Source organism: Sandarakinorhabdus sp. (assembly GCF_031430775.1).
GTDB lineage: Bacteria > Pseudomonadota > Alphaproteobacteria > Sphingomonadales > Sphingomonadaceae > Sandarakinorhabdus.
Window position 1 is genome coordinate 1 of sequence record NZ_JANPCD010000195.1, and the last position, 26,548, is coordinate 26,548.

Annotated in this window: 24 protein-coding genes; 12 read left to right on the forward strand and 12 right to left on the reverse strand. The window is 65.0% G+C overall.

Annotated elements, in window-relative coordinates:
• Positions 1–99 precede the first annotated feature (99 nt).
• Complete coding sequence (locus RMQ73_RS12290) at positions 100–402, reverse strand: hypothetical protein (RefSeq protein WP_310498544.1); 303 nt, start codon at positions 400–402, stop codon at positions 100–102.
• A gap of 148 nt (positions 403–550) precedes the next feature.
• Here RMQ73_RS12290 and acs point away from each other — a divergent pair, with 148 nt between their 5' ends.
• Together acs and RMQ73_RS12300 are read left to right on the forward strand one after the other, a co-directional pair.
• On the forward strand, positions 551–2,494 hold the full coding sequence (gene acs / locus RMQ73_RS12295) for an acetate--CoA ligase (protein WP_310498545.1): 1,944 nt from the start codon (positions 551–553) through the stop codon (positions 2,492–2,494).
• A gap of 136 nt (positions 2,495–2,630) precedes the next feature.
• Positions 2,631–4,718 carry a TonB-dependent siderophore receptor gene (locus RMQ73_RS12300; RefSeq protein WP_310498546.1) on the forward strand — a complete coding sequence of 696 codons (2,088 nt, stop codon included), beginning with the start codon at positions 2,631–2,633 and terminating at the stop codon, positions 4,716–4,718.
• Here the strand turns inward: RMQ73_RS12300 and RMQ73_RS12305 are convergent.
• Complete coding sequence (locus RMQ73_RS12305; RefSeq protein WP_310498547.1) at positions 4,702–5,229, reverse strand: GNAT family N-acetyltransferase; 528 nt, start codon at positions 5,227–5,229, stop codon at positions 4,702–4,704. The genes RMQ73_RS12300 and RMQ73_RS12305 overlap by 17 nt on opposite strands.
• A 74-nt stretch (positions 5,230–5,303) precedes the next feature.
• On the opposite strand from RMQ73_RS12305, the gene RMQ73_RS12310 reads away from it, so the two are divergent.
• From RMQ73_RS12310 to RMQ73_RS12320, 3 genes are read left to right on the forward strand one after another with little or no spacing between them, the layout of a single operon-like run.
• Positions 5,304–5,801 (forward strand): GNAT family N-acetyltransferase, encoded by a 498-nt coding sequence (locus tag RMQ73_RS12310; protein WP_310498548.1) that lies wholly within the window; start codon positions 5,304–5,306, stop codon positions 5,799–5,801.
• Positions 5,798–6,814: a phosphotransferase family protein gene (locus tag RMQ73_RS12315; RefSeq protein ID WP_310498549.1), complete on the forward strand. Its 1,017-nt coding sequence runs from the start codon at positions 5,798–5,800 to the stop codon at positions 6,812–6,814. Before RMQ73_RS12310 ends, RMQ73_RS12315 begins: the two co-directional genes overlap by 4 nt.
• Positions 6,811–8,013: an acyl-CoA dehydrogenase family protein gene (locus RMQ73_RS12320; protein ID WP_310498550.1), complete on the forward strand. Its 1,203-nt coding sequence runs from the start codon at positions 6,811–6,813 to the stop codon at positions 8,011–8,013. The genes RMQ73_RS12315 and RMQ73_RS12320 overlap by 4 nt, the downstream gene beginning before the upstream one ends.
• Before the next feature lie 3 nt (positions 8,014–8,016).
• Here RMQ73_RS12320 and RMQ73_RS12325 read toward each other — a convergent pair whose 3' ends face one another.
• The 3 genes from RMQ73_RS12325 to RMQ73_RS12335 are packed head-to-tail and all read right to left on the reverse strand — an operon-like array spanning position 8,017 to position 10,948.
• Positions 8,017–8,655, reverse strand: coding sequence for an HAD-IA family hydrolase (locus tag RMQ73_RS12325; RefSeq protein WP_310498551.1), 639 nt, complete (start codon positions 8,653–8,655; stop codon positions 8,017–8,019).
• On the reverse strand, positions 8,652–10,193 hold the full coding sequence (locus tag RMQ73_RS12330; protein ID WP_310498553.1) for an ABC transporter permease/substrate-binding protein: 1,542 nt from the start codon (positions 10,191–10,193) through the stop codon (positions 8,652–8,654). Before RMQ73_RS12330 ends, RMQ73_RS12325 begins: the two co-directional genes overlap by 4 nt.
• Entirely contained in the window at positions 10,190–10,948 is a 759-nt protein-coding gene (locus tag RMQ73_RS12335; RefSeq protein ID WP_310498554.1) for an ATP-binding cassette domain-containing protein, read from the reverse strand. The genes RMQ73_RS12330 and RMQ73_RS12335 overlap by 4 nt, the downstream gene beginning before the upstream one ends.
• Before the next feature lie 78 nt (positions 10,949–11,026).
• Between RMQ73_RS12335 and lnt the strand changes: the two genes are divergently transcribed.
• Positions 11,027–12,586 (forward strand): apolipoprotein N-acyltransferase, encoded by a 1,560-nt coding sequence (lnt, locus tag RMQ73_RS12340; protein WP_310498555.1) that lies wholly within the window; start codon positions 11,027–11,029, stop codon positions 12,584–12,586.
• 84 nt (positions 12,587–12,670) lie between these two features.
• A complete protein-coding gene (gene metK / locus RMQ73_RS12345) occupies positions 12,671–13,891 on the forward strand; it encodes a methionine adenosyltransferase (protein WP_310498556.1) in 1,221 nt (406 codons plus the stop codon).
• A 39-nt stretch (positions 13,892–13,930) separates the two neighbouring features.
• Here metK and RMQ73_RS12350 read toward each other — a convergent pair whose 3' ends face one another.
• From RMQ73_RS12350 to RMQ73_RS12360, 3 genes are all read right to left on the reverse strand, one after another.
• Positions 13,931–14,218 (reverse strand): putative quinol monooxygenase, encoded by a 288-nt coding sequence (locus tag RMQ73_RS12350; protein WP_310498557.1) that lies wholly within the window; start codon positions 14,216–14,218, stop codon positions 13,931–13,933.
• A gap of 79 nt (positions 14,219–14,297) precedes the next feature.
• The gene (locus RMQ73_RS12355; protein ID WP_310498558.1) at positions 14,298–14,687 is read right to left on the reverse strand and encodes a cytochrome c; all 390 of its coding nucleotides are present in this window, start codon (positions 14,685–14,687) and stop codon (positions 14,298–14,300) included.
• A 4-nt stretch (positions 14,688–14,691) separates the two neighbouring features.
• Entirely contained in the window at positions 14,692–16,281 is a 1,590-nt protein-coding gene (locus RMQ73_RS12360) for a flavin monoamine oxidase family protein (RefSeq protein ID WP_310498559.1), read from the reverse strand.
• Positions 16,282–16,478: 197 nt separating this feature from the next.
• Between RMQ73_RS12360 and RMQ73_RS12365 the strand changes: the two genes are divergently transcribed.
• Positions 16,479–18,542, forward strand: a complete 2,064-nt coding sequence (locus RMQ73_RS12365) for a P-loop NTPase fold protein (RefSeq protein ID WP_310498561.1) — start codon at positions 16,479–16,481, stop codon at positions 18,540–18,542.
• A gap of 6 nt (positions 18,543–18,548) precedes the next feature.
• Here the strand turns inward: RMQ73_RS12365 and RMQ73_RS12370 are convergent, their stop codons facing one another.
• The 4 genes from RMQ73_RS12370 to RMQ73_RS12385 form a co-directional block, all read right to left on the reverse strand.
• Positions 18,549–19,112 (reverse strand): HD domain-containing protein, encoded by a 564-nt coding sequence (locus RMQ73_RS12370; RefSeq protein WP_310498562.1) that lies wholly within the window; start codon positions 19,110–19,112, stop codon positions 18,549–18,551.
• Positions 19,113–19,144: 32 nt separating this feature from the next.
• On the reverse strand, positions 19,145–20,872 hold the full coding sequence (locus RMQ73_RS12375; protein WP_310498563.1) for a class I adenylate-forming enzyme family protein: 1,728 nt from the start codon (positions 20,870–20,872) through the stop codon (positions 19,145–19,147).
• Between the two features lie 103 nt (positions 20,873–20,975).
• Complete coding sequence (locus RMQ73_RS12380) at positions 20,976–22,112, reverse strand: acyl-CoA dehydrogenase family protein (RefSeq protein ID WP_310498564.1); 1,137 nt, start codon at positions 22,110–22,112, stop codon at positions 20,976–20,978.
• 3 nt (positions 22,113–22,115) lie between these two features.
• A complete protein-coding gene (locus tag RMQ73_RS12385) occupies positions 22,116–23,303 on the reverse strand; it encodes an acyl-CoA dehydrogenase family protein (RefSeq protein ID WP_310498606.1) in 1,188 nt (395 codons plus the stop codon).
• Positions 23,304–23,402: 99 nt separating this feature from the next.
• On the opposite strand from RMQ73_RS12385, the gene lgt reads away from it, so the two are divergent.
• From lgt to pgeF, 4 genes are read left to right on the forward strand one after another with little or no spacing between them, the layout of a single operon-like run.
• Positions 23,403–24,260: a prolipoprotein diacylglyceryl transferase gene (lgt, locus tag RMQ73_RS12390; protein WP_310498565.1), complete on the forward strand. Its 858-nt coding sequence runs from the start codon at positions 23,403–23,405 to the stop codon at positions 24,258–24,260.
• 10 nt (positions 24,261–24,270) lie between these two features.
• On the forward strand, positions 24,271–25,281 hold the full coding sequence (locus RMQ73_RS12395; protein WP_310498567.1) for an SAM-dependent methyltransferase: 1,011 nt from the start codon (positions 24,271–24,273) through the stop codon (positions 25,279–25,281).
• On the forward strand, positions 25,278–25,787 hold the full coding sequence (locus tag RMQ73_RS12400) for a GNAT family N-acetyltransferase (protein ID WP_310498568.1): 510 nt from the start codon (positions 25,278–25,280) through the stop codon (positions 25,785–25,787). Before RMQ73_RS12395 ends, RMQ73_RS12400 begins: the two co-directional genes overlap by 4 nt.
• A gap of 5 nt (positions 25,788–25,792) precedes the next feature.
• Entirely contained in the window at positions 25,793–26,545 is a 753-nt protein-coding gene (pgeF, locus tag RMQ73_RS12405; protein ID WP_310498608.1) for a peptidoglycan editing factor PgeF, read from the forward strand.
• Positions 26,546–26,548 lie beyond the last annotated feature (3 nt).

A 26,548-nucleotide genomic window follows, 5' to 3' on the forward strand; every position in this document is an offset into this window, starting at 1 on the left:
CATCAAAGCAGAGGCTGGAAAAGCCGATGCAGGACTCTGGGGCATCCCTCGCCATTGGGCGAGGGATGCCATCAGATCAAGCCCGCAGCGGCCCGCGTGCTATTTGCTGCTCTCGGGATCGCCCACCGGCTCGACATCCACGGTCGGCACCTTGATGGTTTCTTCCTTGGTGCCGACATCGATCTTGGCGGTATCGACGTCGAACGACGGGGTCTGGCCACCCTTGGCCGAGACGTTGACGTCCGGCAGCTTGGTGGTGCGCGTCTGGTCGATATCAACCAGACCAAAGGCAAAGGCGGCGACGACGATGCCGACCAGCACGAGTACGCCGATCAACCAACCGGACGTGCCGCTGCGGGCGGGGGGAAGGCGGCCATCGGGCCGGGGGGTGTCTTCTGCCATGATCGATTCCAATATTGGGGCCACGGACCATGTGGCCCGAATTCAAATAACGCGTGCGGCCTGCCCATGGTTCCCCTGCGAGACTGTGGTTGATAGAGTGGGCCATCACCTTTGGCGCCCGAGCGCCGGGCCGGAAACTGGGGAAACCATGTCCGACACTGTCCATCCCGTCACGCCAGCCGCCCTGGCCCATACCCGCACCACGGCCGCACAATATCAGGCACGCCATGCCATGAGCCTATCGGACCCGGATGGCTTCTGGCGCAGCCAGATCGACCGGCTGGACTGGCTGAAGCCGCCGACACTCATGGGCAACTGGTCCTGGGATCCCGTCGATATCCGCTGGTTCGAGGACGGCGTGCTCAACGCGGCGGCCAACTGCCTCGACCGGCACGACCGGGATGCGATCGCCATCGTCTGGGAGGCCGACGACCCGGCCACGCCCGGCCGCACCATCAGCTACGGCGAGCTGACCGACGAGACCTGCCGCATGGCCAATGCGCTGGTGGCGCTGGGCGTCGAAAAGGGTGACTGCGTCACCATCTACATGCCGATGATCCCCGAAGCGGCGATGGCAATGCTGGCCTGTGCGCGTATCGGCGCCGTCCACAGCGTCATCTTCGGCGGCTTTTCGGCCGAGGCCATTGCCGGCCGGCTGGATGACGCACAAAGCCGTTTCATCATCACCGCCGACGAAGGCCGCCGCGCCGGCAAGGCCGTTACCCTGAAAGCCATGGTCGACGCTGCGCTGGAGAAACACCCCGAGGTGGAAGCGGTGCTGGTCATCCGCCACACCGGCGGCAAGGTGACCATGCATCCTGAGCGCGACCATTGGTGGCATGACCTGCGCCCGCAGCTGCCGGTGACCTGCACGCCCGAGCCAATGAACGCGGAAGACCCGTTGTTCATCCTCTACACCTCCGGTTCGACCGGCAAACCCAAGGGCGTGCTTCACACGACCGGCGGCTACCTGCTTTGGGCGAACCTGACGTTCGAGACGGTGTTCGATTATGCCCCGGGCGAACTCTTCTGGTGCACCGCCGATGTCGGCTGGGTCACGGGACACAGCTATATCGTCTATGGCCCGCTGAGCGCCGGGGCCAGGGTGCTGATGTTCGAAGGCGTGCCAAGCTGGCCGGCCAGCGACCGTTTCTGGCAGGTGATCGCCAAGCACAAGGTCAACATTTTCTACACCGCGCCCACCGCGCTGCGCGCCGTCATGCGCGACGGCGACGCGCCGGTGGAAAAGCATGACCTGTCGTCGCTGCGGCTGCTCGGCACGGTGGGGGAGCCGATCAATCCCGAAGCCTGGAACTGGTATCACCGCGTTGTCGGCAAGGGCGCGCTGCCCATTGTCGACACCTGGTGGCAAACCGAAACCGGCGGCGCGATGATGACACCGCTGCCCGGCGCAACACCGCTCAAGCCCGGATCGGCGGCCATGCCCTTTTATGGGGTCGAGCCGGCACTGGTGGATACCGAAGGGACCGTGATCGCTCGCGCCCAAGGCGAGGAAATCAGCGGCAATCTGGTCTTGCTGCGGTCATGGCCCGGCCAGGCGCGCACAGTATATGGCGACCATGAACGGTTCACCCAGACCTATTTCACCGCCTATCGCGGCAAATATTTCACCGGCGATGGCGCCCGGCAGGATGCCGATGGCTATTGGTGGATTACCGGCAGGGTAGATGACGTCATCAACGTGTCGGGGCACCGGATGGGCACTGCCGAAGTCGAATCGGCACTGGTCGCGCACCCGCATGTCGCCGAAGCCGCTGTTGTCGGATTTCCGCATGATATCAAGGGACAGGGCATCTATGCCTATGTCACGCTCAACGCCGGCATCGTGTCCGATGACGCGCTCCTGGCTGAGCTGAGGCAGACCGTGCGCCGCGAAATCGGCGGCATCGCCGTGCCGGACCATCTCCACATCACCCCGGCCCTGCCCAAGACACGCAGCGGCAAGATCATGCGGCGCATCCTGCGCAAAATCGCCGAGAATGACTTTGGCGCGCTGGGGGACACGAGCACCCTGGCGGACCCGGGCGTGGTCGATGCGCTGGTGACCGGCCGGCTCAATCGTCCGGATTGAGCCGTGATGTCGGCGCGCGCGCCGGATGGGCGCTGCAAGCGGAGGTTTTTTGTTCCACTGCGACAGATTCGCACTTGTGCTGATGCAAATCATTCGCAATAAGAACGGCGATTGATAATCATTCGCAGGTGTTCTGATGCGTATCCGCTCCATTCTTGTCATTGCCCTCATGGGCGTCAGCCAATCAGCGTTGGCCGAGGAAATGCTGGAGGCCGACGGCCTGATCACGGTGACCGCCACGCGCGATGCCGGTTATCAGGTCAAATCGACGGGAACGGCCACCCGAACCGATACCCCGCTGCTCGATGTGCCGCAGGCGATCAACGTGCTGACGCGGCAGCGGTTGGACGACCAGGCGCTGCTGAGCGTGCAGGACGCGCTGCGTTATGTGCCGGGCGCGGTCGGCGCGCAGGGCGAAGGCAACCGCGACCAGATCGTGCTGCGCGGCAACAACAGCACGGCCGATTTCTTCGTCGATGGCGTGCGCGATGACGTGCAGGTCTTCCGCGACTTCTATAACATCGAACGGCTGGAAATCCTCAAGGGTTCCAATGCAATGACTTTCGGGCGTGGCGGCGGCGGCGGTGTTGTCAACCGAGTCACCAAGACCCCCGGCGACACGGCCTTTTACGCTGGCGACGCGTCTGTCGATACCTGGGGCGGATGGCGGATGGGCGGCGATATCAACCAGCCGCTGGGCGGCGGCGTGACGGCGCGGCTGAACGCCTTTACCGAAACCGGCTTCAACCACCGCGACACCTATCGCCTCGACCGCTGGGCCGTGAACCCGACGCTGGCCTTTGCGCTGGGGACGCGCGGCACATTGGTGCTGGGCTATGAACATGCCCGCGACGACCGAACGGCCGACCGCGGCGTACCGTCCGTCGCCGGGCGGCCCGTCACCGGCTTTCGTGACACATTCTTTGGCGACGCCGTGATCAACAACAGCCTGTACAATGTCGATGCCCTCACGCTGGCGGCGAACTACGACCTGGGCGAAAATGTCACCATTCGCCACCGCACCCGCTTTGCCGATTACGACAAGACCTACAGCAATGTCTTTGTCGTCTCGGCGGTGAATGCAGCAAGCCAGGTCGCCATCGAGGCCTATCGCGACGATATCCAGCGCCAGAACCTGTTCAGCCAGACCGACATCGTCTGGAAGGTTTCGACAGGCAGCATCGACCATGTCGTGCTCGGCGGCGTGGAATTCGGCCGCCAGACCAGCGACACCCAGCGGATCAACGGGTTCTTTGACCCGGTCATCAATACGGCGCGCATCAATGTCGGCCTTGCCGACCCGTTCGTGACACCGCCGGTGTTCTTCCGTTCCGGCCTGGGCAGCGGCGCCCGCGACAATCGCGGCCGCGCCGACATCGCCGCCGGCTTCATCCAGGACCAGATCAACATCGGCGACCATGTCCAGATCCTCGCCGGGCTGCGCTACGACCGCTTTACCCTGACGGTGGACAACAGGCTGACGGCCACGCGCTTTGCACGCACCGACAATCTCTGGTCGCCGCGCCTCGGGCTGGTGCTCAAGCCCGCCTCGTCCGCGTCGATCTATGCCAGCTACAGCCGTTCCTATCTGCCGCAATCCGGCGACCAGTTCACCAATCTTGATCCCACTCTGGCCGCGCTTGAGCCGGAACGTTTTGAAAATATCGAAATCGGCGCAAAATGGGACATCACGCCGGCACTGAATGCCAGCATCGCCGTCTATCAGTTGACTCGTGACAACACGCGCGCGCCCGGCCCGGTGGCCGGGCAGACCGTGCTGACCGGCACCCAGCGCAGCCGGGGCATCGAGCTTTCGCTTGACGGCAAGATCACCGATCACTGGCAAGTTCAGGGCGGACTGGCGCTGCAGGAGGCGCGCATCCGCACCACGACGGTGAACGCGCCCGCCGGTCGCCATGTGCCGCTGGTGCCGGAATTCCAGGCCAGCCTGTGGAACCGTTACGACGTATCGGACCGGCTGGGCGCCGGTATCGGCATCGTCCATCAGGGCAAGAGCTTTGCCGGCATCAGCAACAGCGTTGTCAAGCCGGCCTATACCCGCCTCGATGGCGCGCTGTTCGTGCGGCTGACCGAAAACCTCGATGCGCAGGTCAATGTCGAGAATATCTTCAATACCGGCTATTTCCCCACCGCCCACACCGACAACAATATCTCGACGGGCGGGCCGCGCGCGGCACGGTTCACGGTCAGGGCGCGGTTCTGACCCGCTGCCAAAGCCCGACCGGCGCGGCCTTGTAGAACGCGCTGCCGTAAAGCGAAAATCCGGCGCGGCGCGCGAGCGCGATGGAAGGCGCGTTGGCGGGATTGATCATGGCGGTGATGCGCGCAAACCGCTGCTCGCCCCAGGCAAGGGCACAGGCAACCGCTTCGCCGGCAAGGCCTTGGCCGTGCACAGCGGACTGAAAGCTCCAGGCTGCTTCCGGGCCGCCCAAGGCCGGCACGCCGGTGCGCTGGCCATCCAGAAAGCCGACATCGCCGATGTGCCTGTCACCGTCCGCGCGCGTCACCGCCCAGATGCCGAAACCGAGCAACTGCCAATGGCCCGCATAGCGCAACAGCCTGTTCCAGCTGTCTTCCCGGCTGAACGGCCGGCCGCCGAAATGGGCAACAACGGCCGGGTCAGACCATTGCTGCACGATCGATTCGAAATCATCGAGACGGTGGGGCCGTAGCCGCAGCCGCGCGGAAACCAGGGTCGGGGGCTCTGTCGTCACCGCAGCAGACTATGCCGGGTGCCGCGCGCGGCGCAATGGCCAGCCGACAATCGCCGTGATAGCGCACCACCACAATGATTCGCCGTGCCCACCCCGATGATCTTGCCGCGCTGGCCGCCGTCGAAACATCAGCGGCGACGCGTTTTGCCGGCACGGCCATGGCCTTTGTGATGGACCATGGCACGACGCCGGCCGACGCTCTGGAAAGCGCGATGCACGCCGGTTGCCTGTGGGTGGCGGATGACGGTCAGCTACAGGGTTTCCTGCTTGCCGAGGCGATAGCGGAATGGCTGCATATTCTTGAATTGTCGGTTTCCCGCCCGGCGCAGGGCCGCGGGCTGGGCCGAGCAATGCTGGCAGCAGCAGTTGCGGCAGCGCCGGCATTGGGGTGCGAACGGCTCAGCCTGACAACCGACCGGTTTCTGGAATGGAACGGGCCATTTTATGCGCGGCAGGGCTTTGCCGAAGTCGGCAAGGACGGCCTGCCCGACTGGCTGGCGGCGCTGCCGGCGCGCGAAGCGGCATCAGGCCTTGATCCGGCGCGGCGCTGCATCATGATGCGAGCGCTGTGAACGACACGCTTGAACGATTGGCACGCTGGCTGCCCGGCGCCGGCCTGATGCTGGCGCCGCATTCCGGGCTGGAGCGGCTGGGCGGCGGCATCGCCAATCGCAACGAAGCAATCGTATTGACGAGCGGTCTGGCCGTGCTGCGCCGTCCGCCCCCCGGCGTGCTGGCGGCCGGCGCCAGCGACATGGGGCGCGAGGCCCGCGTATTGACCGCGCTGGCGCCGCATTTCGCGCTGGCGCCGCGTTGCCTGGCCTTTTGCGCCGACGCCGATGTGCTGGGCACACCGTTCCTGATCCTGGAACGCCGACCCGGCGTGGCGATTGGCGGCGATTTGCCAGAAGGTGTCGCGAACGGCCAACCACTCGTCGAAGCCACGCTGACCGCCATGGCGGCACTGCACGCGCTCGATCCGGCTGCCATCGGTCTTGGCGATCTCGGCAAGCCGCAGGGGTTCTGGGCGCGGCAGCTCAAGGGCTGGACAGCGCGGGCCGAGGCGACCTGGCCAGACGGGATGCCGCACGATGCCCGGGCGCTGATCGCCGCGCTGGTACGCGGCCTGCCGGCGGACAATGACGAAGCCGTACTGTTGCACATGGACCTCAAGCCAGACAACCTGCTCGTCGATCACGTGACGCTCCAGCCGCATGCGATGATCGATTGGGACATGGCGACGCGCGGGCCGCGCGCGTTCGACCTGGCAATTCTGCTGTCCTATTGGGTGGAGCCCGGCGATCCTATGGCCGTGCAAATGCTGGGCGCCGTGCCATCGCTGCTGCCGGGCATGCCGGACCGGTCTGCGATTGCCGCGCGCTATACCGCCATCGCCGGGCGTGACCCCGGTGGGCTGGTCTGGCCGCTGGGACTGGCGCGGCTGCGGCTGGCAACGGCCTGGATGCAGCTTTATCGCAAATGGCAGCGCGGTGAGGTCAGCGGAACGCGCTATGCGGGGTTCGAGAGCCTGGCCGCCGCGATTCTGGGCCATGGACGTGACACATTTGAAAAGGGCCTGATGTGACCGATTTTACGCTTTCCCCCGAAACCCAGGCCTTGGCCCGGCGCGTCCGCCAGTTCGTTATCGATAAAATTGTGCCGTTCGAGCGCGACCCGCGGCTGACCCAGCATGGGCCGAGCGACAGTTTGCGCGATGAACTGGTGGCGCTGGCCCGCGCCGAAGGCCTGCTGACGCCGCAGGCACCCGTGGACCTCGGCGGCATGGGGTTCGACCATGCCACGCAGGCTGCCGTGTTCGAAGCCGCCGGCTGGTCGACGCTTGGCCCCGTCGCCATGAACTGCGCGGCGCCCGACGAAGGCAATATGTACATTCTGGGCCGCATCGCCCGGCCAGACCAGATCGCGCAGTTCCTGGCGCCTATGGTGCTTGGGCATCGGCGATCGGTGTTCGCCATGACCGAGCCGGGCGGCGCCGGCAGCGACCCGTCGCAACTGTCCACCACCGCCGTGTTCAACGGCAACGACTATGAAATCAATGGCCTGAAATGGCTCATCACCGGTGCCAATGGCGCGAAAACCTGGATCATCATGGCCAATGTGCCTGAAAATCCCCATGGCGCCCATGGCCCGACGCTGTTCCTGTGCGAAGGCGACACCCCGGGAATCCAGATCGAGCGCGTCATGGATTCCATGGACCGCAACTATGTCGAAGGCCATGCCGTCGTGCGCTTTGCCGGACTGCGGCTTGGGCCGACGCAGGTGCTCGGCGAGGTCGGCTCGGCGCTGCGCTATGCCCAGATGCGGCTGGCGCCGGCGCGCCTTACCCATTGCATGCGCTGGCTGGGCGCGGCCGCACGCTGCCAGGATATCGCCATTGCCCATGCCCGGACGCGTACGGCGTTTGGCAAGGCGCTGATCGAGCATCAGGGCGTCAACTTCATGATCGCCGACAATGAAATCGCCATGCATCAGGCGCGGCTGGCCATCCGTCATGTCGCCTGGCTGCTCGACAACGACGTCCGCTGCCGGCACGAAAGCTCCATCGTCAAGGCCAGCATCTCCGAAGACCTGTTCAAGGTTGCCGATCGCTGCGTGCAGATTCTGGGCGGCATCGGCGTCACCAGCGAGACGGTGGTGGAGATGATCTTCCGCGATATGCGCGGCTTCCGGCTTTATGATGGCCCGACCGAGGTGCACAAATATGCCATCGCGGTCCAGATCATGCGGCAGGGCAGCGCCTTTGCGGATCCGGTTGGCTGGTAGGGTTCAGGCCCCGATTGCTGCCAGCAGGTCCAGGCCCGTTGCCGCCGACAAGTCGGCAAGCGCCTGTGCCTCGCCGGTCACCTTGATGGCGGTCATGCCAAGCGCGGCAGCCGGTTTGCAGTTGATGCCAAGGTCATCGAGATAGACACAGTCGTCCGGCGCCACACCCAGCGCCGCGCACATCATCAGGTAGATGCGCGGATCGGGCTTGCGAAGCCCGGCCTTGGACGATTCGATGACATGGTCGAACAGCGCCAATATGTCATGGACGCTGCTGCCCCAGCCGATGTCGTCATCGCTGGCGACGTTGTTGGTGATGCAGCCCGCCTTGAACATGCGCTTGCAGGCCTTCAGCGCCGCGACCATGCCCGGCCTGACATCCCCGGCCAGCAGCGGCAGCACATCACGGCCCGGCACCGGATGGCCAAGCGCGGTCGATTCCGAAAGGAACATCGCATCAAAGCCGGCCAGGCCGATTTCTGCACGTTCGAGCAAGGCCCAGGCGTTGCTGTCGGGGTTGGTGGCATTGACCGTGCGGATCAAGCCAACCGGCAAGCCGTGCGCGGTTTCGTAACGGGCAAATGCCTCGAACGGCGACGACGTGATGACCCCGCCGAAATCGAAAATCACGGCCTTGATCATGGTGTGTCCCTTGTGATTCCGATGCGCGCCGCCAGCCAGGCTGCGGCCTCCTCGGGTGACTTCTTGTCGGTTTGTCGATCGGCCTGCCAATTGGCCTGCCGCATCGCCTCGACCGGAATGCGCCCTTCGAACAGCTTCAGCTTCGCCGCCAGATCATCGCGCCCCGGCGCCACCAGCAAAAGCGCATCATAGGCCGGCAAGGCGCCGCGATCATCGGTCAGCAGAACCAGGTCGGACCCGGCAATGGTGCCATCGCTGGAATAGGCCGTGACGACTTCGGCCGAACCGTCGTTCAGCGCCGCCATCATCAGCACTGGCGTATAGGCGTTTATGCCGGAAAAACGCAGCCCATAGGCTTTTTGCAGCGCGGCCCATTCCACGCGCTGCTGGAATTCCAGGTCGGTGGCGAGGCGCAGGCTCCGCCCGCTGGCGACAAGATCGCTGATGCTGCGGATGCCGAGCCGCTCGGCCTCGCTGCGCTTCATCGCCAGCGCATAGGCATTCTCGAACCCCAGCCGCGCCGCGACCGTAACCCCGTACCGGCGCTTGAGTTCGCGCGTCAGGACCGGCAGCATGACCGCGCGCGGCACGATATCGCTGCGCCCCAATGCTTGCGTCCACAGCGTGCCCGAATAATCGATGGCAATGTCGATACCCCCCGAAGCCAGGCTGCGAAAGGCGATGCCGGACCCCAGGCCTGTGCGCACGCTGACCGGAATCCTGTCGGCCCGCAGCCTGTCGGCAACCAGCTCGGCAAGGATGAACTGTTCGGAAAACGTCTTGACGCCGATGGCAACGGGCCGGGCGGTCTCGGTGGGCCGGGTGTGCCACCACCAGCCGGCGACACCGGCAACGAGCACGCCGATCAGTACGATCCCGCGCGCCGCTGGCGCCCATCGCCGCTCCGACATGCCTTGCTGGCACCAGCCCAGCGCCGCATCGACCGTCAGCGCCAGCCCGGCAGACGCGATGCAGCCCGTCAGCACCAGCGGCCAGTCCTGCAACTGCAACCCGGCAAAGATGAGATCGCCCAGGCTTTTCTGGCCCACCATTGTCGCCAGCGTCGCGGCGCCGATCGTCCACACTGCGGCTGTCCGAAGTCCGCCCATCACCACCGGGGCGGCCAGCGACAGCTCGATATGGAACAGCACCTGACGCCGCGTCATGCCCATCGCCAGCGCCGAATCGCGCACGATGTCCGGCACGCTCGCCAGCCCGCCGGCACCGCCGCGCAGCAGCGGCAGCAGGGCATACAGGGTCAGTGCCAGCAACGACGGCAACAACCCCAGTGCCGGCACTTTCAGCCCTGTGGTCTGGCCAATCAGCAACAGCATCGGATAAAACAGCGCCAGCAACGCCAGCGCCGGCACCGTCTGCACCGCCGATGCCACCGCCATCACCGATCTGCGCAGCCAGGGCCGCGAAGGCATCGCCAGCACCAGCGGCGCTGCCACAAGCACGCCGATGCCCAAAGCAGCGGCGCTCACGGCCAGATGCGCGGCCATGGCCGATGGCAAGGCGGCAATCGGATCGCTCATAGCGCCGCCAGCCGCCGCGCCTGGTCCATCGGCGCAGCAATCAGGGTTTCCACAGCGGGATGGGCGCTGGTGGCGATATCATGCGGGCTGCCATCGGCGGCAATCCGGCCCCGGTCCATCACGACGATCCGGTCGGCCCGCAACAATGCATCGGCCAGGTCATGCGTGACGAGCAGCGTCGTCAACCCTTCGGCACGGTGCAGCGCCTCCAGCCGGTCACCCAGCGCCATCCTTGTGTCCGGGTCCAGCGCGCCAAAGGGTTCGTCCAGCAGCAACAGCCGTGGACGCGCCGCCAGGGCGCGCGCCAGCCCGACGCGGCTGGCCTGCCCGCCCGACAATTGGGCCGGCCAGCGCCCCGCAAGGCTGCGCGGCAATTCGAGCATGTCGAGCAGATCATCGACGCGCGCTGCCGTCTGCGCCTTGTCCCATCCCATCATCCAGGGGACTGCCGCGATGTTTTCGGCCACGGTCCAGTGCGGAAACAAGCCGGCGCCCTGCACCGCATACCCCATGCCGCGCCGCAGCGTCACCGGGTCGATCGCGGCAATATCCGTGCCGTCCAGCAGAACCGTGCCGCGATCCGGCCGGTTCATGCGGTTGATGATCCGCAGCAGGGTCGTCTTGCCGGCCCCCGATGCGCCGACCAGCGCCGTAAATTGCCCCGCCGGTACCGCTAGCGATACGCCGTCCAGCACCTGTTGCTCGCCGCGCAACAGGCTGACGTCATCCAGACATAAAAAGGGCGACCCCGGCATCGTCCCTGTGTGGCCCGGCCCGCTGGCAGGGGCAAGGGGGCGCAGTCATGCAATTGTCGCTGGCGCCGGCCTGCAGCCATGACTAACCGGAACATCGTGAAGCTCTTGCGCATGTCCCTTGCTGCCGTTCTTGCCGGCGCCATATCGGCGTTGGCGTTTGCGCCATGGGATTGGTGGCTGCTGGCTGCCCTGGGGATCGCCGTCCTGCTGGCACTGTTGCATGCCAGCACGACCGCCCTGCGCGCAGCCGGCATGGGCTGGCTGTTTGGTGTCGGGCATTTCTGCGTCAGCCTGTCGTGGATCGCCAAGGCCTTCACCTTCCAATCGGCAATGCCGCCGGCCATGGGCTGGGTCGCGGTTGCCGGCTTGTCGATGTTCCTCGCGCTCTATCCGGCGCTGGCTGCTGGCGCGGCAAGGCTGGGGGCACAACGCCGAGCGCCCATGGTGCTGGTGCTGGCGGCAAGCTGGATGCTGGCCGAATGGTTGCGCGGCTGGGTGCTGACCGGCTTTGCCTGGAATCCTTTGGGGGCGGCCTGGCTGCCGGTGGCGGACATGGCGCGGCTGGCGGCGCTGATCGGCAGCCTCGGCCTGTCGGGCCTGATGGTTCTGGCCGGCGGTGCCTTCTGGTTGCAGGCACCCGGCACGACACGGCGCGAGCGGCTGGCCGGCACCGGCATCGCTGGCGCCCTGCTGCTCGCCGGCTTGCTGGCACCCACTGCCGGCCCCGCCAAAAACGCTCCTGCCCGCACGCCTGGCCCGACGCTGATCGTCGTGCAGCCCAATATCGGCCAGGACGAGAAATACGACCCCGCAGCAGCGGATCGGCATTTGCGGCAGTATATCGACATGTCGGCGCGTGCGCTGGCCCGGCTTGGCCCCGCCGTGCCCGGCCGCGGCGCCATCGTCATCTGGCCCGAAGGGGCCGTGCTCGACCCCATGGAGCCGGACGAGGCGCTGCGCCGCCGTCTGGCCACGGCGCTGCGCCCCGGCGACCTGCTGCTGACGGGCGGCACCGGGCTGGTGGCCAACACCGAAGGCCGGCTTGTCGCCTATGCCAACAGCCTGTTTGCCATGGACAGCATGGCGCGGCTGGTTGGCCGCTATGACAAGGCGCATCTGGTGCCGCTTGGGGAATATGTCCCGGCGCGTGCGCTGATGGCACGGCTCGGCCTGGCGCGGCTGGTGCCGGGCAATTATGATTTTGCCGCCGGTCCGGGGCCTCGGACCCTTGGCTTGCCCGGCTTTCCGGCGACCGGCCCGATGGTCTGCTATGAAATCATCTTTCCGGGCGCGGTGGTCGACCCTCGCAACCGCCCGGCGTGGCTCGCCAATGTGTCCAATGATGCCTGGTATGGCCCGACTGGCCCGCCGCAACATCTGGCACAGGCGCGGCTGCGCGCCATCGAGGAAGGGCTGCCGATCGTCCGGTCCACCCCGACCGGCGTGTCAGGCGTCATCGATGCAGCCGGCGTGGTCCGCGCCACTATCGGGCTGGGCGTGGCCGGCACGGTCACCGCCGCGCTGCCGCCGCCGCTGCCGCCGACGCCATTTGCCCGCTCCGGCCATGTGCTTCCAGGGCTGCTGGGCCTGTTGCTGCTGTCGCTGGGCATCGCCGCCGACCGCCGCAAAATCATATAAAGCAATCTTTATACCCCTTGCGTGGGTGCGCCGGTCCGCTTAACAGCCGCGCAGGCCTTATTTGCAGCGACGGACTTTGGCATCATGGCGCGTTCCAGCTTTCTCTTCACCTCCGAATCGGTTTCCGAAGGTCATCCCGACAAGGTCGCGGACCAGATTTCCGACGCCATCGTCGATCTGTTTCTCGGCAAGGACCCCGAAGCCCGCATCGCCTGCGAAACCCTGACGACAACGCAGCTTGTCGTGCTGGCCGGAGAAATCCGCTGCAAGGGTGTCTATGTCGATGGCGAATGGGCGCCCGGCGCCCGCGAAGAAATCGAGGCGGCTGTGCGCGCCACCGTCAAGCGCATCGGCTATGAACAGTCGGGTTTCCACTGGAACGAATTCCGGTTCGAGAACAACCTTCACGGCCAGTCCGACCATATCGCGCAGGGCGTCGACGAAAGCGGCAACAAGGACGAAGGCGCCGGCGACCAAGGCATCATGTTCGGCTATGCCACCGACGAAACGCCGGACCTGATGCCGGCGACACTGTATTATTCCCACAAGATCCTCGAACGCATGGCCGCCGACCGTCATTCGGGCGCGGCACCGTTCCTCGAACCCGACGCCAAGAGCCAGGTCACGCTGGCCTATGAAAACGAAGTGCCGGTACGCGCCACCGCGCTGGTGGTGTCCACCCAGCATGCACCGGATTATTTTTTCGACGGCACGCACGGCGATGCCGCCAAGGCCAAGGTGCTGCGCGACTATGTCCTGTCGGTGTTCCACGACGTGCTGCCGGCCGGTTTCATCACCGAGGACACCGTCATCCATGTCAACCCGACCGGGCGTTTTGAAATCGGCGGCCCCGATGGTGACGCCGGGCTGACCGGCCGCAAGATCATCGTCGATACCTATGGCGGCGCATCACCCCATGGCGGCGGCGCCTTTTCCGGCAAGGACCCCACCAAGGTCGATCGCTCGGCGGCATACATCACTCGCTATCTGGCCAAGAACATCGTCGCAGCCGGCCTGGCGCGGCGCTGCACCATCCAGCTGAGCTATGCCATCGGGGTTGCCGAGCCGCTGAGCATCTATGTCGATCTGCACGGCACCGGCACGGTCAGCGAATCCGCGCTTGAGGCAGCGCTGCCCAAGCTGGTACGACTGACGCCCAAGGGTATCCGCACGCATCTGGGCCTCAACAAGCCGATCTACCAGCGCACTGCCGCCTATGGGCACTTCGGCCGCCAGCCCGATGCCGATGGCGGCTTCAGCTGGGAAAAGACCGATCTGGTGGACGCGCTCAAAGCCGCGATCTGATTGGCCGGGCAGCGCCCTGGCCGCACAGGCGCGGCGGTTTCACACGCAGTCGAGATATTCCACGTCTGGCCGGCCAGCGAGCACGCCGCCCAGGGCGGGCCCCGCAGCCTTGAAATGGTCGCTGGCACCATGTGCCTTGAGGGCATCGGCATCGGCATAGATTTCCAGCACCTTGTAGGTGCCCGGCTCGGTGCGGCTGCGGCACAGTTGATAGGCGATGTTGCCTGGCTCAGCCGCGCGCACCTGCGCTGCCAGCGCGGTGAACACGCCTTCGAATTCCTCGGTCTTGCCGTCCTGGATACGCAGTGTCGCGATCACGCCGATCATGGCCTTGTCCCTTCCGTTGCTGGAATGCCGCGACCTTAGGCGCGGGCCGCCGCTTGCGCCGCAGACGGAAATGTTAGGGTCAACGATCGTCGGCGCCCTTGGGGGTCGGCACGCCAACCTCGGCCACGCGCGCAGCCGTCACAGCACCCTTGTACTTGTTGAAATGGCTGCGAACATAAGCGACGACATCGGCGATCTGCTGGTCTGTCAGGCTGCCGCGAAACCACGGCATCGCGCCCTTGCCGCCCGTCACGACCATGATCGGATAATCCGCATCTTCGAGCGATTCGTTGCCGGCCAGAGCAGGAATGCGCCCTGCACCGATACCGCCGCCGGCATTGGCCATGTGGCAGGCCTGGCAGACTTCGCGATAGACCTGCTCGCCGGGATGCGGGCTTGCGGGTTTGACAGGCTTGGCGGCCAGCGCCGGGGCCGCGATCAAGGCAATGAGCAACAACAGCTTGTTCACGGAATCAGGCCTCCAGCGCGCGTTTGTGCAGGCGGGTGATGGCATCAAGCGACGACAGCAGCGCCCCTTCCATCCAGCAGCCGATATAGCTGGCATGTTCGCCGGCCAGCACCAGCCGGTTTTCGACGGACACCAGCTTTTGATAGTGCGTCTTGCGCGTATCCTCGTTCCAGCGCGCGCAGCAGCCCAGCGTGAAGGGCACGCGGCTCCAGGCCACCGACGCGCCGTTGCTGAACTCTTCCTTGTAGCGGCCGGGATGAAAGACACTGCCCATTTCCAGCGCGGTCTTGATGCGCTCCTCGGGCGACATGGCGGCAAATTTGTAACTGGCCGGGCCGAACGTATAGGCACCCAGAATGACACCCGGCCCGGATGAATGCAGGCCGCCAGAGGGGTAGGAAATCATCGAGATAGGCCGGTCGGTAAAGCTGATGCCGCCATAGATGGCCTCCTCCTCCTCCCAGAAGCGGCTGCGCATTTCCAGGCCCACCTTGACCGAATTGGAATAAGGCACCGCCGCAATGGCGCTGAGCATTTCCGGCGAAGCATCAACCTCGATCTGCGACAGGATGCCGAGCGGGATCGTGCAGACGCAGTAATCGGCCTTGGTGGTTTTTTCGGTGCCGGTCGTGACATCGGTCCATGTGACGGTGACGCCGCCAGACTGGTCGATCTTGGTGACCTTGGCGCCATAGGTGATTTTGCCCGTGATTTGCCGGGCAAAGGCCTTGCCGATCATGTCCATGCCGCCGACCGGCTGGAACATCGCGGTCTGGTGATCCATGGTCATGTGCTGGGAAATCGTGCCCCAGATCCGGCTGTCGAGCACGTCCTTGAACGGCAGTGGATCCGACGGAATAGGCTCGCCGAGGACGCCGCCGCCTGCCGCCCGCTCGAACCCGCGCCGCCGCGATGACTTGATCCCGCGCACATAGCGCATGTCCTTGTCGAGCAGGCCCCATTCGCGCAGCGCGACCTTCAGCTTGTCGCGGTCCTCGGCGCCCATGGCGGTATCAAGGCCCTTGTTGTCGATGGCCTTGCCCAGCAGTTCGGCGACATTGCCGTCCCAGTCCGCCGCCAGTTCGCGATACCGCTGCGGCTTGCCGCCAAACGCCTTGCTGTTATGGACCAGCGCCTGGTGGTTCAGCTGAATGAACGGTTCGAGCGCCACGCCGAACGCCTTGCAATAATGCAGCAATGTTCGGTGGTGATAGGGAATGCGCCACGGGCCGGGGTTGAGGAAATTGCCCGGCGCATAGCCGACCTTCTGCGTCTCGCCGCCAAGCTCGGTATAAGTATCGCCGCCGCGCAGCGACCAGTTCCGGCCACCGGGACGATTGTTGTATTCGAGGATTTCCACGACATATCCGGCCTTGGTCAGCTCATGGGCCGCCAGCATCCCGGCAAGCCCGGCGCCAAGCACGACGATGCGCGTGCCGGGGCGGGCACCTTGCAAGTTCGGCGGACCGGCAAACTGGGTTTCCGACGCATGGCCCAGCGCTTCCATGGCGTTGTACAGCACCGACGCGCCGCCGATCATGCCGATGGCATGCAGCACCTCGCGGCGCGTCGGCAGCCTGTGTTCCCGTTGCATCAAACCCCTGCCCCTACTGCGATATGCGCCCGACACACTGTGCAACCGTCCTGCCGCTGCCGCAATGGCGGTTTGCATAGGTCGTGGTGCGCCGCAGCGGGGGCGGGGGATAGTGGGAGAATGGCGGATGCCCGTCCGAATGGCATGGGCCGTGCCATAGTATTGGCGGTAGCGGTCGGGCATGTCATGTTGGACACATGGCGGAACAGGATGGCAGCTTTGCGTTGGGGGACGGGCTGGGGCGCGACCCTTCGGGCGATTTGGTCGCCCATGCCGGTCGCTTTGTCATGCTTTGCGCCGAAATTCTCGGGCCGCTGTCGGACAATTTCGGTACCGCGATCAGCCTGGCTGGACTGAATGCCGTACCGGACACCAACGCCGGCGAGCTCGTGCTCGACATCGAAGCCCTGTTGCGGGGCATGATTGCCATGCCGTCTCGCAGCAAAAGGCTTCGGCACGCCGGCCAATGGCTGGGGGACTGGCTTGGCGGTCGCCGCTTCGCCGGGCCGCGCTTTCAGGCAGACGCGGGCACAGGCCTGACCCCGGTGATCTCGGACACATTGCGCAACAGCGTTTTCAGGCGCGCAGTGGACGTGCGCGATGCGACGATGAATGAGCCGTCCCAGGTCGGGCTTCGCCATGTGCTTTTCGCGCTAGCAGAATTGTCGCCTGGTCGCTGGCCCAAGGAGTTACAGCCCTTAGCCCCGGCTGACCTGAAGGCCCTGCGCGAATCGATCGTGGACGAAACCAGCCGGACCCCGCTGAAGGGTGAGGACATGGCAGCGTGGGACGCGCTGCTGAAAGGCAACACACCCCCGCCGCAGCAGGACGAACACACGCCCATTCTCGAGGACAATCCCGCCACCATCGACCTGCTGGGGCGCAAACCCGTGGCCGAAGCGCTGGCGATGCGGCTGCGGCGGCTTTACCCGGACTTGGTGCGGGACCGGCAGGCGCTGCTGGTGCATCTGGACGGGCCATGGGGATCGGGCAAATCGTCCATCGTCAATTTCTTGCGAGCCGAGCTGGAACAAGGCCGCGACGGCTGGCTGGTCGTGGATTTCAACGCGTGGCGAAACGCGCGCGTGAAACCGCCGTGGTGGAGCCTGCTTACAGAATTGCGGCGCCAGATTGCAGCACGCCAGGGCTATCCGGGGCGCCTGCTGCTCGATCTGGAATGGTTCTGGTGGCGGGCAACCCGCGAATCATTGCTGCTCGTGGCTTCCGTTGTTCTGATGGCGGCCGGTCTGTGGTTCGTCACCAGCCGGGGCATCGACCTGGCCGGCACCTTCAAGAGCTGGGAAGATACCATCAAGCTATTCGGCGGAGTGGCCAGCGGCGTTGGCGGCCTGCTCGTGTTCAGCCGTTCCACCTTTTTCGGCTCGGTCAGCAGCGCCGATGCCTTTGATGCGCTGCGCACCGATGCCTTTGCACCGGTCATCCGGCTGTTCGAGCGGCTGGTCAACACGCACAGTGCCCGCCCGATCCTGATCGTGCTCGACGATCTCGACCGCTGCGATGCCGGAACGGTGACGGAACTGCTCGAAGGTGTGCAGACCTTGTTTCGCAGTGCGCCGGTGGTTTTTCTCGCTGTCGCCGACCGGCGATGGATAACCGCCAGCTTTGGCGACAGGTTCAAGCTGTTCGAAAGCGTCATCGGCGACCCGGCGCGGCCGCTGGGAGATCTGTTCCTCGACAAGATGTTCCAGCTGTCGGTCGCGGTGCCTGCGGTGACCACCGGGGTACGCGCTGCCTATCTGGCGCACCTGCTGGGACGGGCGCCAATGGCCGCCCTGCCCGAATCGGTGCCCGCATGGCAGGCCGGCGACACGCATGAAACGATGCAGGCGCGCATCAAGGCCGCGCCCGAAGCGGACAAGCCAGCGCTGCGGGCGGCAGCGGTGCGAGCGCTGGCAACGCCAGCAGCAGACCGCGCGGCACAGCACCGGCTGATGGCCTTTGCCGATATGATCGAACCCAACCCACGCGCCATGAAGCGGCTCGTGAATGCCGTGGGGCTCAACCAGGCACAGGCGATCATCGAAGGGCGCGAGGCGGATTTCGACCTGATTGCACGCTGGACGCTGTTTGCGCTGCGCTGGCCGCGCGCTGCCGGCGCGGTTTCAGGCAATCCGGCGCTGATTGCGTCTGCCGATCATGCTGCGATCACATCGGCGCGGACCGACCCGCTGTTTGCGCAGCTGGTCGGTGCCGATGGCGGCTTGATGAACGAAGCCGCCCTGCGACGGTTGCTGGGATAAAGTGCCTCAGATGCTGCGTTTGGGCGCAGCAAACACCCTGCCCACTTCAGGTGCAAAGCTTTCGAGGCTGTCGATGGGGAAGTCCGGGTCAAAGGCCGGGGCGTCCCAATGATCGACGATCTTTTCGGCCATGGCGAACCATGTCTCGCCCCGGAACTGTTCGCGGGCGTTTTTGTCCTTGCCGAGGTGCTCGTAGTAATACAGCCCCTGGAAATCCTGATGAAATTTGATGGCGTGATAGATGTCGTCGCCGACATAGGGCTTGAGCATTTCGGCCGCGATGGCGCCGTGGTTGGGGATGCTGAACAGTTTGCCGAGATCATGACAGAGCGCCGCCACCACTTCTTCATCGCTGGCGCCGTCACGGCGGGCGAGCGTGGCGGTCATCAGACTGTGCACCAGCTGGTTGGCGCCAAACCCCACCTCGATGGCCTCAAGCCTTGCCAGCGATTCCATGATTTGCTGCGCAGCGGCTGATTGCTGATGCTGCATGTGCGCCGCAGCAATGTGCATCCAGTCGTCGCGGGTGCCTTCGAGCATGGTGGTGAACATCGGTGTTCTCCGTTTCAAGCGTATGTGGCGTTTCAAGCGTATGTGGCGTTTCAGGCGGCCTTGGCGGCCCAGACGTCGCGATAATGCTTCCTGAGCGTGACTTTGTCGATCTTGGCCGATCCCAGCTTGGGCAATTGCTCCGCGACGATCCAGACTTTGGCTGGAATCTTGTAGGTGGCCATGCCGGATTTCAGGAAATCGACCAGCGCATCGGGATCAAGCTGGGCACCGGCCTTGGGGTAGACCACGGCGCCGACGATCTCGCCGAGCCGCTCGTCTGGCAGGCCGAACACCGACACTTCTGCCACCGCCGGATGGGCATAGATGGCGCTTTCGACTTCCTGGCAGCTGATGTTCTCGCCGCCGCGAATGATGATGTCCTTCTTGCGATCAACGATGAACAGATAATCATCCTCGTCGAGAAGACCCAGATCGCCGCTGCGGAACCAGCCGTCACCGACAAAGGCGCCGGCGGTGGCTTCGGGCTTGTTCCAGTATCCACGGCAGTTGCAGACGCTGCGGATGCACACTTCACCGACCGTGCCGGCGGGCAGCGCCGGTCCGACCGCGCCATCGCCATCGGCAATGCGGATCTCCACCAGCGGCGGCGCCGCGCGGCCGGTCGATGATGGCTTGGTGCGATAATTCTCGCGGAAATTGCCGGCGCCGACACCATTGGTCTCGGTCAGACCATAGCCCTGAACCGGATGCTTGCCTTCGAATTCCGCCGCCAGACGCGCGACATGTTCGGGCGGGCGCGGTGCGCCGCCACTGGCAATATCGACCAGGCTGGAAAGGTCGTATTTGTGCCGTTCGGGATGCTGCATCATCTCCAGGCTCATCGTCGGCACGCCGACAAAATACGTGCAGCGTTCCTTTTCGATCAGGCGCAGCGCCTCGCCGGCGTCCCATTTGTGCATGATGACCATCTTGCGTCCGATGGCGATGGACACCAGCAGCACCGGCACCAGGCCCGTGATGTGGAACAGCGGCACATTGAGCAGCATGACCTGCTGGTCTGGCGCCGTCGCCCCGGTGCGCGCCGACAGTTCGAGCAGTGCGAGGCCGGAGACCAGATAGTTCAGCGTGGCGCTGACCTGCGCGCGGTGCGACGACACGGCGCCCTTGGGCGACCCGGTGGAGCCCGAGGTGTACATGATGGTGCAGTCATCTTCGGGAGACAGCTGCGGCACATGCCACATCGCCGGCGGGCTGGCGGCCAGCTCATCCTCGGCGCAGACAAAGCCGAAGCCGGCGGCCACTTCGGTGCTGGTGCGCACGGTGATGACGCTTGCGATGCACGACAGGGTCGCGAGCCGCCGGGCGCGTTCTTCATCGGCGACAACCAGGCGCGCCCCTGAATCCTTCAGCGCGTAATCCATCTCGTCGGCGGTCCACCAGGCGTTCATCGGAATGCAGATGGCACCGGCGTACAGGATGCCGACATAAGCGATGATCCATTCGGGATAGTTGCGCATGGCAACGCCGACGCGGTCGCCCTTGGCAATGCCGCGCCGGTGCTGGAGCATGGCGGCAAACTTCAGCGCACGGTCATGGATATCGGCAAAGGTCAGCCGCTCCTCGCCGAACACCAGGAATTCCTTGGGGCCTTGCGCGCCGAAAAACATCGCGAAAAATTCGCGCATGGTCGGCGGCGCGGCGGCAAAAACCGGCAACGTCGCTCCGTTCACCGACGCCGTTCCGACCGCCAGCGCACCGCCGGGAGCGGTGATCGCCGCCACAACTTCATCAAGGGCAGTGTCGAGCGGCGATTTCATATGGTGTCCTCCAAGGCTTTTGGCCGGCTGCCCCCGGCTCTGTTGTGTCATTCATGCCACGCCCGCCAATCCATGCAAGCGCAAGGATTGGCGGTGTGCGCGATCAATATCCCAGGGTGCGGGTCAACCGGTCGCTGTGAAAGGCGGCGTCACCAAAGGTTTCCTGGGCCGCGCGGGCGCGCTTCATGAAGAAGCCGATGTCGAAATCGTCGGTCATGCCGATGCCGCCGTGCATCTGCACGCCTTCATTGGTGGCAAGGATGGCCACTTCGCCGGCCTTGGCCTTGGCGAGGCTGACATAGAAGGACGCACGATCGTCGCCGGCATCAAGCGCCTGGCAGGCCTTGAGCGTGGCCGAACGCGCCAGTTCCACCTCGCAGAACAGATGCGCCGCGCGGTGCTGCAACGCCTGAAAGCTGCCGATTTTCTGCCCGAACTGTTCGCGTTGCTTGAGGTAGTCAACGGTGCGCACAAACGCCTCCGACGACACGCCCAGCATTTCGGCCGCAAGACAGGCACGCCCGGCATCGAGCACGCGTTCGAGGATCGCCAGGCCCTCGCCAACGGCGCCGAGCACATCGGCCCCGTCGACCTGCACATCGGCAAGCGTGATGCGCGCGGCATTCCGGTTGTCCACCATCGACCGACGCGCGGCCGCCACACCATCGGCTCGGGCATCGAGCAGGAACAGCGTAATGCCATCCCGGTCATTGTCGTCGCCCGAGGTGCGGGCCGCAATAATCAGCGTGTCCGCGACATGGCCATCAAGGACGAAACCCTTGATGCCGTTCAGCCGAAAGCCGTTACCTGAAGGGGTCGCCGTTGTCGTGACATGCGCCGGCTTGTGCCGCGCCGCTTCATCGGCGGCCAGCGCGAACAGCCGCTGGCCTGCTGCAATCAGCGGCAAATACTTCGCCTGTTGCTCGGCTGTGCCATATTGCAGGGCGGTGGCACCGAGCACGGCGGTAGACAGCATCGGCGCGGCAGACAGGTTGCGCCCCATCGCCTCCAAGATGATGCCGGCAGCAACATGGCCGAACCCGGCGCCGCCATGGCTTTCGGGTACCAGCACGCCGGCAAAGCCCATTTCGGCCATTTTCGCCCAGGTATCGCGCGAAAAGCCGACCGAATCGGCGGTGTCGCGCAGGGCGCGGTGCTGGCTGACCGGCGCTTCGGCCTTGAAGAAACCTTCAGCCGAATCGCGGATCATCTGCTGATCATCATTGAGGGTCAGTGGCATGGTTCAAGCCCCCGGCAGTTCGAGCACGCGCTTGGCGATGATGTTCAACTGCACTTCGGACGTGCCGCCTTCGATGGAATTGGCGCGGCTGCGCAGCCATGACCGGGCCAGATCGCCATCGCGCGGCTCGTCCCCTTCCCAGGTCAGGCCGTCGCTGCCGCGAATCGACATCAGCAGCTCCATGCGTTCCTTGTTCAGCTCGGTGCCATAATATTTCAGCATCGACGACAGGGCGCCGCTGCCCTGACCGGACTTGGCCTCGTCCTTGACCCGCTCCATGGTCAGCGCAAACGCCATGGCGTTGATCTCGTGCCGGGCGATATCGGTCCTGAGCGCGGTGTCGGCAAGGATGGCGGCATCCATGCCTATCTGGCGCCGGGCAATCTGGCCGATGGAATCGCGGCCACCACCACCGGTGGAATCGCTACCGCCGATCATCTCGCGTTCGTGGGTCAGCAGATATTTGGCAATGTCCCAGCCCTTGCCGGCGATGCCCATAAGGTTTTCCTTTGGCACCTTCACATTGTCGAAGAACGTCTGGCAAAACGGCGATGCGCCGGAAATCAGCCGGATGGGGCTGGTCGAGACACCTTCGGATGCCATGTCGAACAGCAGGAACGAGATGCCCAGATGCTTGGCGGCGATCATGTCGGTGCGAACAAGGCAAAAGATCCAGTCGGCCTTGTCGGCATAGCTGGTCCAGACCTTCGATCCGTTGACGAGGTAATGATCTCCCATGTCCTCCGCCGAGGTGCGCAGTGCCGCAAGGTCGGAACCGGCGCCGGGTTCGGAATAGCCCTGGCACCAGCGAATCTCGCCGCGCGCAATCTTGGGCAGATGCTCCTTCTTCTGGGCCTCGTTGCCATATTTCAACAGCGCCGGACCCAGCATCCAGATGCCGAAACTCGATAGCGGCGAGCGCGCCTTTATCGCCCGCAGTTCTTCGGCCAGAACCTTGGACTCGTCGCGCGACAGCCCACCGCCGCCATACTCCGCCGGCCATTCCGGCACCGTCCAGCCCTTGGCACCCATGCGCTCCAGCCACAACCGCTGCGCATCGCTGGCAAACTTCACCTTGCGGCCACCCCAGCAGACATCATCATCGTGGCGGATTGGCTCGCGCATTTCGGCCGGGCAATTGGCTTCGAGCCAGGCCCGGGTTTCGGCCCGGAAGGCCACCAGATCAGACATCATGCGCTCCCATTGGTAAACTGCTTCGCTACCCTTATGGTGCGCCGCGACTGGTCCGCCAAGCTGGCAGATGCGCCAAGACAATTCCAAGGGTGACACGTGTTCGAATTCTATCAGGCTGCGATCAATTTTGCCGATCTGCCGCTCAGCCCCGAGCTGTTCTCGGTGCCGGCATTCGAACTGCTCGGCAGCAGCTGGGGGCCGTTCGCGCTGCGCTGGTACAGCCTGTCCTATATCGCCGGCATCATCTTTGCATGGTGGATGCTGCTGCGCATGGCCCGGCTTCCGGCAGCTCCGATGACGGCACCGCAAACCGATGACTTTATCACCTGGGCGACATTGGGCGTCATTCTGGGCGGCCGGCTCGGCTATGTGCTGTTTTACAATCTGGCGAAGTTCATGGCCGATCCGATCCAGATAATCCGTGTCTGGGATGGCGGCATGTCATCCCATGGCGGCGCGCTGGGCGTCATCCTGGCGTGCTTGTTCTATGGCTGGAAGCATCGGCTTTCGGGCCTGCGCATCCTCGATCATGTCGCCGTTGTCACGCCGGTCGGGCTGGGGCTGGGCCGATTGGCAAACTTCAACAATGGCGAGCTTTGGGGCCGACCCACGGGCACCGATTGGGGCGTGATCTTCCCGGGCGCCGGCCCCGAACCGCGCTATCCCAGCCAATTGTTCGAAGCCGGGCTGGAGGGCGCCGCGCTGTTCATTATCCTGTTCTGGCTGTTCTGGCGCACCGATGCGCGGCTGCGCCCCGGCCTGCTCGCCGGTGTTTTCGGGGTCTGCTATGGCGTGTTCCGGTTCATCGTCGAATATTTCCGCGAGCCCGATGTGCAGCTTGGTGTGCTGTCCACAGGGCTGACCATGGGCCAGACGCTCACGGTGCCGCTGATCCTGGCCGGCGGCGTGCTTGTGGCCCGCGCGTTCTCACGAAAGCCGGTGGTAGCAGCGTGAGCGCAGCAACATGAGTTTGGCCGACACGCTGCGCCAGTCTATCATGGCGGACGGCCCGATGCGGCTCGATGCCTGGATGACTGCGTGCAACGGCCATTATTACGCCAGCCGTGACCCGTTTGGCGCAGCCGGAGATTTCACCACTGCCCCGGAAATCAGCCAGATGTTCGGCGAAATCATCGGGGGGTGGATCGGCGATATCTGGACCCGCGCCGGGGCGCCGGCTGTGCATTTGGTGGAACTGGGACCAGGTCGCGGCACGCTGATGGCCGATGCACTGCGGGTGTTGGGAAGGCTGCCTGGATTTGCAGAGACGGCGACATTGCATCTGGTGGAAACCAGCCCGGTGTTGCGCGCGGCGCAGGCCCAAACACTGGTGGCATCACCCCTGGCGCCGCACTGGCATGATGATCTGGAAGCGATTCCGGATACGGCGCCGCTGATCGTTGTCGCCAACGAGTTTTTCGATGCCCTGCCCGTCCGCCAGCGCAAGGCTGCTGCCGAGCTGCATATCGGCGTGACCGATGACGGGTTCGCGCCTGTCTGGATAGCGTCAGCAGGCCCGGACAGGGAATGGAGCCCGGCAGGAGAGGCGCTGGCGGCGCAGATCGGTGCCAGGCTGGACCGACACGGCGGCGCGGCGCTGGTCATCGATTATGGTCATGACGGCAGCCGCACAGACGAGGGACTGGACAGCCTGCAAGGCCTGCGTCACCACATGTCGCACGATCCGTTCATTGATCCGGGGGAGGCTGATTTGACCGCCCATGTCGACTTTGGCGCGCTCGCCGCGACGGCCGGTGTCCCTGCGCATGGCCCCATGCCGCAAGGTGTGCTCCTGACCCGGTTGGGCATCGAGCCGCGCGCGGAAAAGTTGAAGGCCGGGCGTGATACGGCGGCGGCGGCACGCGTGTCCGCCGCTCTGGTGCGGCTGACGGCGCCAGTTCAGATGGGCGCGCTGTTCAAGGTGCTGGCGTTTCAGGGGCGCGGCTGGCCGCAGCCGGCGGGATTTTCAGAATGATCGACTACCGTGATGCCGTCGTGGAAGACGGCCCCTTGCTGGGCGGAATTGCCCGCGCCACGTTCATAGAAACCTTCGGCAAGCTTTATAAACTGCCGGACCTTGAGTGCTTTCTCGAACAAGGCAGCGACGCGGCTTATGCCGCCGAGCTGGCAGACCCCAATATTGCCGTGCGCTTTGCCTGTGTGGGCGCAGTGCCGATCGGCTTTTGCAAGGTATCGGGACTGAAACTGCCCGCGACAGACCCTGCGCCCGGCGCAATGGAGCTGCGGCAATTGTACGTGTTCGGCCCGTGGCAGGGGCTGGGCATTGCCGATGTTCTGACACGCTGGGCGCTGGACCGCGCGCGGGCACGCGGCGCACCCGAAATCTGGCTGTCGGTGTTCACGCACAACCCGCGCGCCCGGCGGTTTTATGCGCGCCATGGCTTTGCCGAGATTGCCCCCTACCATTTCATGGTGGGCGATCAGGCCGACGAGGATATCCTGTGCAGGGCGATACTGTGACCGGCATGACCATCATCAAGGTCCCGGAACTGGCCGGTGTCGCGCACGGCTTTGCCGGCCGGCAAGGCGGGGTATCGACCGGGCTCTATCACAGCCTGAATGTCGGGCTTGGCTCCAGCGACGACAGCGCTGCCGTGGCGGAAAACCGCCGCCGTGCCGTGGCCGCTGTGGCGCCCGGGGCGCGGCTTGTGACGCTGCACCAGGTGCACAGCGCCGCCGTTGTGCCGGTGTCCGCGCCCTTTGCCGACAGTGCTCGGCCGCATGCCGATGCCATGGTTACGGCCACCCCTGGCCTGGCACTGGGGATTCTGACCGCCGACTGCGCACCCATCCTGCTTGCCGACCGCGAAGCCGGCGTCATCGGTGCGGCGCACAGCGGCTGGAAAGGTGCGCTTGCCGATATCGGCGGCGCCGCAGTGGCTGCGATGGAGGCGCTGGGCGCGCGCCGGGACCACATCATTGCCGCAGTCGGGCCGTGCATCGCCCGCGCCAGCTATGAAGTCGATGAGGCCTTTTATCGGCGCTTCATTGCGGACGATCCCGCGCATGACCATTTCTTCAGCGCCGGCAAGCCCGATCATTGGCAATTCGATCTCGAAGGCCTGGTAGCCGCGCGGCTGGCAAGGGCGGGCGTGGGCAAGGTGATTGCGTGCGGCATCGACACCTATCCCGATGCCGCGCGCTGGTTCAGCTTTCGCCGCACCACGCACGGGGGCGAACCGGACTATGGCCGGCAATTGTCGGTCATAGCGCTTTAGACC

Coding starts and splice junctions, on each gene's coding strand:
- lnt (WP_310498555.1), top strand. CDS start 11,027: ATGACTAACCGGAACATCGTGAAGCTCTTGCGCATGTCCCTTGCTGCC.
- acs (WP_310498545.1), top strand. CDS start 551: ATGTCCGACACTGTCCATCCCGTCACGCCAGCCGCCCTGGCCCATACC.
- RMQ73_RS12360 (WP_310498559.1), bottom strand. CDS start 16,281: ATGCAACGGGAACACAGGCTGCCGACGCGCCGCGAGGTGCTGCATGCC.
- RMQ73_RS12290 (WP_310498544.1), bottom strand. CDS start 402: ATGGCAGAAGACACCCCCCGGCCCGATGGCCGCCTTCCCCCCGCCCGC.
- RMQ73_RS12310 (WP_310498548.1), top strand. CDS start 5,304: ATGATTCGCCGTGCCCACCCCGATGATCTTGCCGCGCTGGCCGCCGTC.
- RMQ73_RS12300 (WP_310498546.1), top strand. CDS start 2,631: ATGCGTATCCGCTCCATTCTTGTCATTGCCCTCATGGGCGTCAGCCAA.
- RMQ73_RS12375 (WP_310498563.1), bottom strand. CDS start 20,872: ATGAAATCGCCGCTCGACACTGCCCTTGATGAAGTTGTGGCGGCGATC.
- RMQ73_RS12395 (WP_310498567.1), top strand. CDS start 24,271: ATGAGTTTGGCCGACACGCTGCGCCAGTCTATCATGGCGGACGGCCCG.
- RMQ73_RS12380 (WP_310498564.1), bottom strand. CDS start 22,112: ATGCCACTGACCCTCAATGATGATCAGCAGATGATCCGCGATTCGGCT.
- RMQ73_RS12330 (WP_310498553.1), bottom strand. CDS start 10,193: ATGAGCGATCCGATTGCCGCCTTGCCATCGGCCATGGCCGCGCATCTG.
- metK (WP_310498556.1), top strand. CDS start 12,671: ATGGCGCGTTCCAGCTTTCTCTTCACCTCCGAATCGGTTTCCGAAGGT.
- RMQ73_RS12400 (WP_310498568.1), top strand. CDS start 25,278: ATGATCGACTACCGTGATGCCGTCGTGGAAGACGGCCCCTTGCTGGGC.
- RMQ73_RS12350 (WP_310498557.1), bottom strand. CDS start 14,218: ATGATCGGCGTGATCGCGACACTGCGTATCCAGGACGGCAAGACCGAG.
- RMQ73_RS12365 (WP_310498561.1), top strand. CDS start 16,479: ATGGCGGAACAGGATGGCAGCTTTGCGTTGGGGGACGGGCTGGGGCGC.
- RMQ73_RS12385 (WP_310498606.1), bottom strand. CDS start 23,303: ATGTCTGATCTGGTGGCCTTCCGGGCCGAAACCCGGGCCTGGCTCGAA.
- RMQ73_RS12335 (WP_310498554.1), bottom strand. CDS start 10,948: ATGCCGGGGTCGCCCTTTTTATGTCTGGATGACGTCAGCCTGTTGCGC.
- RMQ73_RS12325 (WP_310498551.1), bottom strand. CDS start 8,655: ATGATCAAGGCCGTGATTTTCGATTTCGGCGGGGTCATCACGTCGTCG.
- pgeF (WP_310498608.1), top strand. CDS start 25,793: ATGACCATCATCAAGGTCCCGGAACTGGCCGGTGTCGCGCACGGCTTT.